This window comes from Bradyrhizobium sp. Mp27, from assembly GCF_029953005.1.
GTDB lineage: Bacteria > Pseudomonadota > Alphaproteobacteria > Rhizobiales > Xanthobacteraceae > Bradyrhizobium > Bradyrhizobium barranii.
Map to the genome: position 1 here is coordinate 1 of NZ_JASAUS010000187.1, position 11,817 is coordinate 11,817.

Below are 11,817 nucleotides of genomic sequence, written 5' to 3' on the forward strand. Positions count from 1 at the left end.
CCAACCTCGGCTTCCATGACTCGATGGAAGCCACTGTGGACCCTTATCCCGGGGTCCCGATTGGATGCCGATCACCCCGAAAACGGGGTCCTTATTCCATGCCGAAACACAGCTGTGTCTCGAAAGTAGACCTCATCGGAGTGAACACTGACCCAGCGTGATCGCAATCGCCCAGCGATGTACCCGCCGATGGACGAAGACAGCATGGCGATAACGATGAAATAGAGACCAGTTCCGATCTTGAAGGTTGTTGCTGAAACCCCGGCGCCAGACCATGGAGAGACAACGGACAGGCCGAGCCCGACACCGAACGCGAGGAGAAGCAATGTGAGCGCGCAAGAAACGACTGCTCCCGCTGTAACGGCAGCCCACGAAACGCCGGCTACGGACGGTTCGCCGTCGGTCGTGGTTGGTTGGACAACGACAGTATCGATCATGCGTGCGCCTCATTTTGCGACGAAGATATTCGTCGTGCCGAAACAATGGGCAGCGTTGACGAAGGTTCCTACGTGGCTTCTTTGTGGTTTTGCGCGTGACCGATTGCAATGTCCAATGAGGCCTACGGCATCTTGACGTTAGGCTCGCGGTCCAGACGCGCAATTTCGAGAGGCCGTCGACGAATGACTTGGCCTCCTTCGCGCTTCCGATCAGGACGCAACCTTCGTCGAAATCTGCGGTGGCAATGCCGGCTTTCTCAAATAACGGCACTGCCGCGTCGGCGTAACCGATGAATTTGCAGTGCGCGAAGGCGTCGGCGACGAAATCGCGCGCTGCAGACTCCAGTATCAGGTCATCCATCGCATCTGCTCCAGGCAGAAGCGCGACCGCGTCGTACAGAACGGATGGCCCTCCGTCGATCATCTGGTCGGCGTCGATCCAGCTGCCGTCGCTGGCTTCGGCACCCGTCACCTTCGGTGCGACGATCTCGTAGGTCGCTCCGGCCTTGCCGAGGGCGGCCTTGAGGGCCTTGAGAATGCCTGCGTCCGAACCATCGGAGACGAGGATACCGAGCTTTCGACCCTCGAAGCGCTCAGGCCCGTTTTCGACGATGCTCAGGGCGGGGGAAGGATCGAGATCCCGACGTGTCGCGACGGCTGCATCCGCGGCTTTCGGCATCTTCTTCAAGCCAAGCTTATCCGCGACCTTGCTGGCCAGTGTCTCATCAATATTGAGGAGGTGCGCGACCATACGCTCCCGGATTGCTGGAATCTTCACCTTGCTGAGCTCGAACGTCAGTGCGGTAGCGATGTGGGACTGCTCGCCTGCGGTCTGGCTAATGAAGAACTGGCGAGCTTGGCTATAGTGATCCGCAAAACTTTCTGCGCGGAGACGGCGCTTGGCACCTTGCTCGTCGTCGGCGAACGGCGTGAAGCCGCGCTGCGGCGATTCCCTTGGACCTTCGCCGAAGGAGTTCGGCTGGTAATTTGCACGACCGACCGGGTTGCGCAAAGCCATATTGCCGTCTTGCTGAAAGTGCGCGAACGGGCATTTGGGCGCGTTGATGGGTATGTGAGTGAAATTGGGGCTGCCCAAGCGCTTCAGCTGAGTGTCGAGATACGAGAAATTGCGCCCCTGAAGGAGCGGATCGTTTGAGAAGTCGATGCCCGGCGGAACATTCTGGGTCATGAAGGCGACCTGCTCAGTCTCCGCAAAGAAGTTGTCGGGCATGCGATCTAGCACCAGCCGTCCGACCGGAACGGGAGGGAGGATTTCCTCGGGAATGATCTTGGTCGGATCGAGCACGTCAAAATCGAACGCGTCCGCGAAATCCTGGTCGAATAATTGAAGTTGCAGCTCCCATTCCGGGAAGTTGCCGGTCTTGATGGCTGTCCAGAGATCGCGGCGGTGGAAGTCGGGATCGGCACCGTTGATCTTGACCGCTTCGTTCCAGACGACCGACTGCAAGCCGAGTTTCGGCTTCCAGTGGAACTTGACGAAGGTGGACTCCTGCTTCGCATTGACGAGACGGAACGTGTGGACCCCGAAACCCTCCATGAAGCGAAACGAACGCGGGATGGCGCGGTCTGACATGACCCACATGACCATGTGCATGCTTTCGGGGGTAAGGCTTATGAAGTCCCAGAAATTGTCGTGCGCAGACTGCGCTTGGGGAAAGGCGCAATCCGGCTCTTCCTTCACCGCGTGGATCAGATCGGGAAACTTGATGGCGTCCTGAATAAGAAAACCGGGATATTGTTGCCGACCATGTCCCAATTGCCTTCCTGCGTGTAGAGCTTCACCGCGAAACCTCTCACGTCCCGGGCGAGATCGACTGATCCCTTGCTTCCGGCGACGGTGGAAAATCGCACGAACGCAGGCGTCTTTTCGCCAGCTCGCTGAAACAGGTCGGCCTTCGTGTACTTCGCCAGTGACTTGTAGGTCTCGAAGAACCCGTGCGCCGCATATCCTCGAGCATGCACGACCCGCTCGGGAATGCGCTCATGGTCGAAGTGGAAGATCTTCTCGCGGAAATGGAAGTCCTCAAGCAACGTAGGTCCACGAGGACCGATCTTCAGCGAATTCTGGTCGTCTGATACCGGTCCGCCTTGAGCCGTGGTTAAGACGGCGGTCTTACCCGACGCGATCTGATGGAGTTCGCCGCCTTCACCCCGGCTGAGCTTTTGATCGTGTACGGTTGCTGTCCCCGCCGATGCGCGGCTCGATTTCGTCGTCTTGGCCATTTTGAGGATCTCCCGGCGACACCAGTGGAACTCCTCAATCCGCCCGTGTGGCATCCGTTCCTGTATTGGCTCGGCTGAGACTAATTCCGCCAACATCGACCGCGGTGCGCGCCGAGCTTAGCTACTCGCCCTCGTGGTCGGTCCTTTCTCTTCGCGTCTGGCCCGCAAGGCCTCTTCTCTCAGTTCGCTACCGATCATCGTTCGGTCAAACTGGTTACGGAACTAATCAGGCGTTGTGCTTGATCACGTCCATTCCAGGCCGGATCCCCCTTGCAACGCTTGAGAAAACCCCTACTTGCCATCCAGCGAACATCCATATGGATGGCCAAAGGATGGTAAGAATGCCGGATAACGTACGAGAATTCAGGTCCCGCGTCCCCGACACCGAGAAGATCACGGTCAACCTCGGCTACGTCGACCTTGGGCAGGTCGATCTCATGGTGCAGGAAGGATTCTATTCCAACCGCACTGATTTTATCCGGACGGCCATCCGCAACCAGCTCGAACGGCACGCGGAGGTCGTGAAGCAGTCGACAGCCCGAAAGAGCCTGGATCTTGGGCTTCGGAACTATAGCCGTGAAGATCTCGAAGCAGCGCGTCGAGCCGGCGAAATGCTGCATATCAACCTTCTTGGTCTCGCGACCATAGCCCAAGACGTCACGCCCGATCTGGCCCGCGCCACAATCGCTTCCGTCTCGGTGCTCGGGGCGCTCCATGCCCCCCCCGCGGTCAAGGCCGCTCTCGCCGACAGAACGAGGTGATGCGATGCTAAATCAGAACATAGTTCGCGAGGCCACTCGGCTCACCCGTGCGGGCCGGTTGGTTGAGGCTACGGCTCTCCTGCAGCGCATGCTCCGGGGCGAGAGTGCCCCCGAGCCTTCCGGCAGGACGACCACAGTCGCCCCATCGCGGCTCGAGCCGCCGACAATCGATTTAAAGCCCAACGTCGCCAAGAAGACGGAGAGCCGGAAAACCGCGCGGTCCACATCTGTGGAGCAGCGCGAGCGTCCCACATCGCTCGGCGGGATTCGAGCACTCTCAGGATTCGGCATGCGCGGCTCGGTGACGCGCACTCCGCTCTCCACGACCGATATCGTACCCGAGGGAACGCAGTTCACAACCGGTACTTTCCGTAGCAACGTAGGAAGCCGGACTTACAAGCTATTTGTCCCGAGTTCTCATGGAGAGCCGCTTCCGCTAGTGGTCATGCTTCACGGCTGCACACAGTCGCCTGACGATTTCGCGGCCGGCACCCGGATGAATTTCCTTGCCGAAGAGCGGAATTGCTTGGTGGTCTATCCGGAGCAGCCACGCGGGGCCAACCAGTCGAAATGCTGGAACTGGTTTCGCCCCGGCGATCAGAAACGAGATGGCGGTGAGCCTTCGCTGATAGCCGGCATCACTCGCCAGATCATGCGGGACTATTCGATCGATCCAAAACGCGTCTACGTCGCGGGTCTGTCGGCGGGTGGGGCGGCCGCTGCCATCATGGCAGCGACGTACTCTGATCTATACGCGGCTGCTGGGATCCATTCCGGTTTGGTCTGCGGTGCCGCGCGCGACCTTCCCTCCGCCCTTGCCGCAATGCGGCAAGGAGGTGGACCAAAGCTCGCGGATGGTGTGCTGTCAGTCCCAACCATCGTTTTCCATGGCGATCGCGATGCCACTGTACATCCAGTCAACGGCGAGCGCATCTTCGAGCAGGGCAGCAAGAAGCCAAGTTCGAAAGCGAAAATAATCAAGGGACAAGTGCCGCAAGGGCATGCCTATACCCGCACTATCATGACGAACGCGCGCGGGTTGGTCATCGGCGAGCATTGGAACGTTCACGGCGCCGGTCACTCGTGGTCGGGAGGTAGTTCCGCCGGCTCTTATACCGATCCAAATGGACCGAACGCGACGAGCGAAATGCTGCGCTTCTTTCTCGAGCATCCACTTTCGAATTAGATCGGAGCCTTTTGCTAGCTCGGCTACCAAGTGCGCCGAGCTGCCGGCCGTGCGCTTACCCGCTCCTCGTTCTGATGACCACCGCTCGGCCAAGAGTTCTGACTACTCGGCTACTTGAGCAGGCGCTTCAATGATCACTGAACGAAGCCTGCTAACGAGAGCCTCGGACGAGTACGGCTTCGGAAGGAATGTTCCGCCGACCGGGAGCTCGTTTTCGGCCGGGAAGACACGCCCCGAGGTCACTACCAACCCGACGGGTGGCCAGCGCTCGCGCACCATATGCGCGAGCCTTAGACCGTCGGGCTCGCCAACGATCTGAACGTCTGCGAACACAGCCGCAACGTCGCGGCGTCCGTTGAGGATCGCGATGGCCTCTGCCGCGCTCGTCGCCTCGAGCGTTCGGAAGCCAGCCTCATAGAGGATGTCGATCGCATCCATCATGATTAAAGTCGTCCTCTACGACTAAGATGACGTCGCCATTTGAAATGTTTTGAACCAAAAATGCTCCTGACTGATCGCTCTGCAATCGTAAGCGCTCCAATGTCCCCTCTCAAACGACTGTCGCGACCCGCCGTTCCTAGCGCTCGAGAAGGACCTTTGCGTGCGCCGCGGGAAGGATCTGAAAGATCGACCGACAGTCTCTGCTTTCTTGCCGACGTAACCCGGTACCGATTGGCGTGCTTTTTACGCTTCGACATCATGATCGTTTCGGCGTACCGGGACGGACTGTTTCCGCTCAACTGGACAGAGGTGCCTCTGCGACGTCAAGCAGGGCTCCAAGACCCTGCCGCAGCCGGCGCGTTGCAATGTTCTCGGTCGCCAGACCGAACACCACGAGGGATCTCCCTGTCACCGCGTAAGCGTGGCCGAATTCGAATGATGGCATCTGCACATCCGGCTGATTGGTATCTATCAGTCCCAACCAGCTGCTCCCGTCAGTGACGGGCGGCAGCGAGAAGTTTACGACGTCAAAATGGGCATTGTAGACCAGAAGCATAGTCGCATCCGAACCGCGACGCTTGATACCAGTCTCCTGGGCGCGACCATCGAGAAGCATCCCGAAACACTTGGCGTTGCCGTCATGCCATTGCTCTGTGGTCATGTCCTCGCCTAGCGGCGTCAGCCACGCCACGTCCTTGACATCGAGCTCTTCGTTGTAGGAGCCGACCATGAAGCGACTGCGGAAGAGAATCGGGAATGCCTTGCGTGTGGCGATCAGCTTCCGCGCGAATTCGCGGAGGCCGCGTCCGTTCGCTGAGATGCCCATCCAATCAAGCCAAGCCGTCTCGTTATCCTGCGCATAGGCATTGTTGTTGCCGTGCTGGGTTTGTCCGAATTCGTCGCCGGCGAGCAGCATCGGCGTTCCATGGGAGAACAACATCGTGGCGAGTAGATTCCGCTTTTGCCGCTCGCGCAGCGCCGTGATCTCCGGGTCGTCCGTCGGTCCCTCGACCGCGCAGTTCCAGGAATGATTGTTGCTGTGACCGTCGCGATTGTCCTCCCCGTTGGCCTCGTTATGCTTATCGTTGTAGGAGACGAGATCGCTGAGATTGAAGCCGTCGTGGGCGGTGATGAAATTGACGCTGGCCCAAGGCCGGCGGCCGCGCCTGTTGAAAAGGTCGCCCGATCCGGAAATGCGCTTGGCGAAATCAGCGATGGTGCCTGGATCGCCCTTCCAAAAGGCGCGCGCGGTATCTCTGAACTTATCGTTCCACTCGGCCCAACCGGGTGGAAACTGACCAACCTGATAGCCGCCCGGCTCGATGTCCCAGGGTTCGGCGATCAGCTTGATGCTGGAAAATAGGGGATCCTGTCGGCAGGCGTCAAGGAAGCCACCGCCTTCGTCGAATCCATAGGGTTCGCGGGCCAAAATGGTCGCAAGATCGAAACGGAAGCCGTCGACCCGCATCTCGGTCGCCCAGTAACGAAGGGAATCCGCGACCAGCTGGAGAACGCGCGGATGCGAGAGGTTCACCGTATTTCCGGTCCCAGTATCGTTGATGTAATAGCGCTTTTGGTCGGGCAGCAGCCGGTAGTAGCTCGCATTGTCGATGCCCTTGAACGATAGCGTCGGGCCAAGCTCATTGCCCTCTGCAGTGTGATTATAAACGACGTCAAGAATAACCTCGATGCCATGGGCATGGAACTGGTTGACCATGGCCTTGAATTCGTTCGCGGAAGGCGTCTTCAAGTAGCGCGGCTCAGGCGCGAAAAACGCTATGGAGTTGTACCCCCAATAGTTGCGTAGGCCTTTCTCGATCAGATAGCTGTCGTCGACGAAGGCATGGATCGGCAGCAGCTCGGCGGCGGTAATGCCGAGCGAAGCGCAAATAAGCGGGGACCACCGAATGCGCCAGGCCTGAGAACGTCCCGCGGTCTGCCTCCGGCACTAGCGGATGGAGCTGAGTGAAACCCTTGACGTGCATCTCGTAGAAGATCGTACGTTCCCATGGCGTTTCGGGCTTGCGCGATGTGCCCCACGTGAAGGCCGGGTCGATGACGCGGCATTTCTGCATCAACGGCGCGCTGTCACGCTCATCGTAGGACAGATCCTTGTCGGCGTGATCGAGCCGGTAACCGAACAACTCCGGTCCCCAGCGCAGTTGTCCAACCACTTGCTTGGCGTAGGGATCGAGCACGAGCTTGTTCGGATTGAATCGATGGCCCGCGTCGGGCGCATATAGTCCGTGGACGCGATAGCCATAGACGGTGCCAGGACGTGCCGAGGGCAAATAGCCATGCCAGACTTCGTCGGTGTATTCAGGAAGCTCGATCCGCTCGATCTCGGTCTCGCCGGCCTCGTCGAATAAGCAAAGCTCTACCTTGGTTGCATGGGCGGAGAACAGTGCAAAGTTGACGCCGAGTCCATCCCAAGTCGCACCGAGCGGACGGTTTCCCCTCGGTGATCCGGGAGCGGCGCAGGCTTGAGACCGCCCGCGAAAGGGCGTCGTCAGAAAGTACTGGTCGATGCATTTTGCCCCGCAAAAAATTCTACCAAGAAATCGGAGCGACGGCCGCGGCTTCGGCTTCAGTCGTCTCGCCGCCGGTCACCGAAGTGATCACCGCAGCAGAAGGCAGTCCAGAGGGCTGTTGCAGAGAATTGGCCTTCTGCATCGCAGCTTCATTGCTGATCGCGGAAAGCGAATTGCCGATCCGGCTGACGATTGCCGTCAGCTCTGTATCTGACAATTCTAGACGCTTCTCGACGAGGCATACCTGCGTGCGGTCGATCAACCCGAGTTTGTTGCGAATCGGCTGAGGCTTCGAGCGGAGCATGGCGACGACTCCTTATGTATAGTCGTAACCGCCGCTCTATCATTCTGTTCCCGCGCTCGGCAGAAGGCGTCATCCGGCGTTGACTGCCCTGATTTCTAGACCGACAGTAGGTATCGGCATCCGGATCACGCCTTCCTTTGCGGGGACAGCGAGTACCTCGAGGCGCGAACTCTTCCGTAGAACCGGCAGCCGGTGATAAGCGGCCAGATAGTTTCGCCATTCGCTCCACTGGCGGCGGGTATTTTTGTGAGTTGCGTATGTGACCTAAAGCTGACGAACCAGAGCAAGACAGAAGACGTCTCCGGTTTGCCCCCTGTCGCAAGGACACACGTCGTCACAACAAAAGGCGCTGTCCGAGATGTCTCGAGACGAACCCGCTGCTTTCATCGAGCGGAACCAAGCGGAAATCGACAAAGTGGAGGGTGAGCTCGCGTCGCGCGCGAAGGACGTGTCTCATTATCTTCGGTGAGATGGGCACTGCTTCAGATGCGATCTTCGGCTTCGGCGATCGGCACGGATTTTACGTTCGCCGTGACTTCCATGCTGGCTTCATCCCCGGCATCGCCCCAATAACTGCCTGAAAGGGGGATAGCCTGAGCCGGGGTTCGAGCAACGCCGACTCTAATAAGGTCCCGATTCCCAACGATACCATTGGTTGGATCAAATTCGACCCAACCGGAGCCTGGGACGTAGATCGAACACCAGGCGTGCGTCGATCCACCTCCGAAGCGGGTCGGTCCATCGCGATCGGGCACATAAACGTAACCGGTGATGAAGCGGGCGGCAAAGCCGAGCGAGCGCGCGGCTTCCATCATCAGCAGCGCGAAGTCGCGGCAAGTCCCCCGTTGAAGACCTATGGTTTCCGCGGGTGTTTGGGTGCCTCGCATTGTGCGGCGTTGGTAGGAAAATCCCTCCGCGATCGCCTCGTTGAGCGTCATTAGCAACTGCCCAGTAGGGCGGTTAACGCCCGGCGCCACGAACTTCAAGAGCCATTGGTCAACAGCTGCATCACCTGGGTAATGGCGGCGGATGTACGGGTTCAGATCCGGCAGCTCGTTGCCATCATAATCGAACGGATGCTCCCGAGCGTATTCCTCGATCCGAAAGTCTGGGGCATTCTCTGGAGTATGGTCGAGGCGGATCGTCGTTTGAAACTCTAGCACGTCTGAGAAAGTATTGAATTCGACCAGCGTGATGCAATTGCCGAAGACGTCATGTATCCAGCGAATTTCGACCGGCTCTGGATCTATCGCGAGTTTGCAGTCGAGTAGCCGTTGATCAAAACTGTCCCTTGGACGAAAGAGCAGTTGGTGCTGACCGGGCCTTACGGGCCTTCCGTAGCGATAAACGGTGCTGTGATGGACAGTATAAACGGTCATCGCTTCCACTCGATACCGCAAGATAAGACGCGGTCTTGACCGTAGTTCGCAAGAAGAAAATGCGGTTGTTAAGTCCGCGCAACTGCCTTTCATTTCATCAGGATAGGCCGATGAGTTCGAGGAACAAACACCTACCGAGCGAGCTTGTCTGCCACGGTCAACGGTGACGGGCAGGGAGACGGCTTTGAAGATTCGCGCAGGCTATGATATCGCGTTTGAGTGCTCCCAAGACGCCCCCATGGTGTTGATGCTCAGTGTTCATCCGTCTCGCCAAGCGGATCTGCTTGGCACGCACCGAGCCCTTTTCTCGCCAAATGTCTCAGCCGAAAATTACACCGATATGTTTGGAAATATTTGTACGCGCCTTGTTGCCCCGGCCGGGCTGATCGAGATCAGCAACGAGTTCGTTATCAAGGACAGCGGTCTACCCGATGCCGTAGCTGTAGATGCTGTGCAAGCCCCGGTCCCAGACTTGCCGGACGACACCCTAGTATACTTGCTAGGCAGTCGGTATTGCGATACTCAAAAACTCTCAGATCTCGCTTGGTCCCTATTCGGCTCGATTAATGGCGGATGGCAGCGGGTTCAGGCGATCTGTGACTATACCCACGATCGCATCCAATTCGGCAACGAATACGCGCGAAGTGATCGGGCGGCCTCCGAAGGGCATGAAGAACGTATTGGCGTGTGCCGTGACTTCGCACACCTCGCCATAGCGCTGTGCCGATGCATGAACATCCCAGCTCGCTATTGTGCAGGCTATCTCGGCGATATTGGCGTCCCGCGAAATCCGGCGCCGATGGATTTTAGCGCTTGGTTTGAAGCTTACATTGGCGGGAAATGGTATACGTTCGACGCGAGGCATAACCATCCCCGCATCGGCCGCATCGTCATCGCTCGCGGAAGAGATGCTGCTGACGTCGCTATCTCAACTGCGTTTGGCCCGACGAAGCTGGTACGCTTCAACGTAGTGACTGAAGAAGTGTTGGTCGACGATGCGGTTTCGCTTCGGCTGAATGGCGATGCATCGCAGCAGATTGCCCAACGGTAATGTGCTTGAGCAATTCGAGGCCACTCCTGAGTTTGGAAACGACAAGCTCGGTAAAGCCGATCTTTCCCGCCGCTTCACTTGAGGTTTTCTGAAGCCACTTGAGTGGTGTTTACCCTGGGTGTGAGACTAACCGCTGGCGGTGGTATCCTGGCGCGGTGCCGCCTGCTGCGCTGCCTGATTGCCCGACATCTCAGCCTGCTCAATCTTTTGGGCGTGGTATTGCTCGGCAATAGTCCGCTTGCCACGTATTCCCGGTTGCGACTGAACCCTTCTGGTATGCGTTGCGTTGCCTCGTGATAAGTGGAGCGAGCGCCTTGATGCTTGACGTACGACTTGTTGCAGCTTCGGTTGCGGTGTCGATCGCCTTGATATCGACCAGCCTTCGCTGAGCCAACAAAAAATCAAGCTCAATCGGCAATTCGAAGTTCAGCCGAAGACCGTCCCGTTCGCGTCATCCTCCCGGCTCCGTGGGAGGCCAGCATAAGGCAGGCCGAAACGCAGGATGCAAAGTAAAAAGCTCGCCGCCGCGAAGTTTCTAGGGTGCTTCCATCTTGGCCCATTGAAGCTGTGAGGAGCGATTTGTCGGGCAGAGTGTTCACTCTAGCGGAGCTATAAGAGTTCTGGATGGTGTGGCGATGGGTTAGCGCGAAGGCGGGGGGCAACAATTCAGGGCACCGCCGGTGGCGGGACAGGGATCTCGGTCTCATCGTCAGGCTTGCACGGCTGAATGGTGTAGCCGTCTTCCAGGACTGTCTTCCCATCGACCGGCGTCATCGGCGTGAGTCCAAACTTCCTCCTCGGTGGAAAATTCCTTGCTGAGCTTCTGGTCGTCGTCAAACAGGGCGTAGGGCATGCTCGGCCTCTACCATGAGAACGCCGCAAAGGGGAGCTTGTTCAAAGCGCAGACACGGTGGCTTAGGCTGCCGCGAACTCTGGCTGACCGGCTGCTGCCTTCTTCCGGCAGTCCGCTGCGTATGCCTGAAGGCGCTCGATAGTCAGCGTATCGTTTACGCTCCTGGCTAATCTCTCGGCCTTGATTGCTTGGTGCAGTAAGTGTTCGGCGTTACTCATGCTCTCACCTCCGGCGAGATAATTTGAAGCAAATTGCTCTGTTCCTACGTTGCTCTCATTGTCCCTAACGGAGTGTTACGCAGGTCACGCTGCCGCGCTTTCCTCCATAGGTTGGGATCGTGCGAGGGCCACTTCAAGTTCGGTTCAGGGCGTAACTGATGCATTCGCTAGGCGTCCAGTTGGCTATAGCGCCCGATTTTTCAGGGGTGTTGCGCAAATGAAAAACCCCGGCCTTTATCCGGGGCTCTACGCGCTGAAACGTTGAGCGGAGATTTAACGCCCGTGTTGCGCATCAATAGAGGATCTAGTACCCGGAATCAGAGCTGAGTGATACGGCGGCCTTTGAAACGGCGTTGACGGACCTTTTTCTTGGTCCAGACGAAGGGCTCGGCTCTGTCGTTGTATGCGTTGA

Annotated in this window: 6 protein-coding genes and 2 pseudogenes; 3 read left to right on the forward strand and 5 right to left on the reverse strand. The window is 58.2% G+C overall.

What is annotated here, in order from left to right; all coding sequences use genetic code 11:
* Nucleotides 1-559 precede the first annotated feature (559 nt).
* Nucleotides 560-2,681: pseudogene (locus tag QJT78_RS43985) on the reverse strand (catalase).
* Nucleotides 2,682-3,022: 341 nt separating this feature from the next.
* On the opposite strand from QJT78_RS43985, the gene QJT78_RS43990 reads away from it, so the two are divergent.
* Nucleotides 3,023-3,442 carry a CopG family transcriptional regulator gene (locus QJT78_RS43990; RefSeq protein WP_281460625.1) on the forward strand — a complete coding sequence of 140 codons (420 nt, stop codon included), beginning with the start codon at nt 3,023-3,025 and terminating at the stop codon, nt 3,440-3,442.
* Between the two features lie 4 nt (nt 3,443-3,446).
* On the forward strand, nt 3,447-4,628 hold the full coding sequence (locus QJT78_RS43995) for a PHB depolymerase family esterase (RefSeq protein WP_028153111.1): 1,182 nt from the start codon (nt 3,447-3,449) through the stop codon (nt 4,626-4,628).
* A gap of 102 nt (nt 4,629-4,730) precedes the next feature.
* Here the strand turns inward: QJT78_RS43995 and QJT78_RS44000 are convergent, their stop codons facing one another.
* The 4 genes and pseudogenes from QJT78_RS44000 to QJT78_RS44015 all read right to left on the reverse strand — a co-directional run bounded on the left by QJT78_RS44000 (nt 4,731) and on the right by QJT78_RS44015 (nt 9,283).
* Nucleotides 4,731-5,069, reverse strand: a complete 339-nt coding sequence (locus QJT78_RS44000; protein WP_309248385.1) for a response regulator — start codon at nt 5,067-5,069, stop codon at nt 4,731-4,733.
* Nucleotides 5,070-5,364: 295 nt separating this feature from the next.
* Nucleotides 5,365-7,601: pseudogene (glgX, locus tag QJT78_RS44005) on the reverse strand (glycogen debranching protein GlgX).
* Between the two features lie 18 nt (nt 7,602-7,619).
* Entirely contained in the window at nt 7,620-7,904 is a 285-nt protein-coding gene (locus tag QJT78_RS44010; RefSeq protein ID WP_028153112.1) for a hypothetical protein, read from the reverse strand.
* A 482-nt stretch (nt 7,905-8,386) separates the two neighbouring features.
* Nucleotides 8,387-9,283 (reverse strand): transglutaminase family protein, encoded by an 897-nt coding sequence (locus QJT78_RS44015; protein WP_038945685.1) that lies wholly within the window; start codon nt 9,281-9,283, stop codon nt 8,387-8,389.
* 184 nt (nt 9,284-9,467) lie between these two features.
* Between QJT78_RS44015 and QJT78_RS44020 the strand changes: the two genes are divergently transcribed.
* Nucleotides 9,468-10,334 carry a transglutaminase family protein gene (locus tag QJT78_RS44020; protein WP_028153114.1) on the forward strand — a complete coding sequence of 289 codons (867 nt, stop codon included), beginning with the start codon at nt 9,468-9,470 and terminating at the stop codon, nt 10,332-10,334.
* Nucleotides 10,335-11,817 lie beyond the last annotated feature (1,483 nt).

Bases quoted from the DNA above. Each gene is read 5' to 3' on its own strand.
- QJT78_RS43990 (WP_281460625.1), top strand. From the start codon at position 3,023: ATGCCGGATAACGTACGAGAATTCAGGTCCCGCGTCCCCGACACCGAG.
- QJT78_RS43995 (WP_028153111.1), top strand. From the start codon at position 3,447: ATGCTAAATCAGAACATAGTTCGCGAGGCCACTCGGCTCACCCGTGCG.
- QJT78_RS44000 (WP_309248385.1), bottom strand. From the start codon at position 5,069: ATGATGGATGCGATCGACATCCTCTATGAGGCTGGCTTCCGAACGCTC.
- QJT78_RS44010 (WP_028153112.1), bottom strand. From the start codon at position 7,904: ATGCTCCGCTCGAAGCCTCAGCCGATTCGCAACAAACTCGGGTTGATC.
- QJT78_RS44015 (WP_038945685.1), bottom strand. From the start codon at position 9,283: ATGACCGTTTATACTGTCCATCACAGCACCGTTTATCGCTACGGAAGG.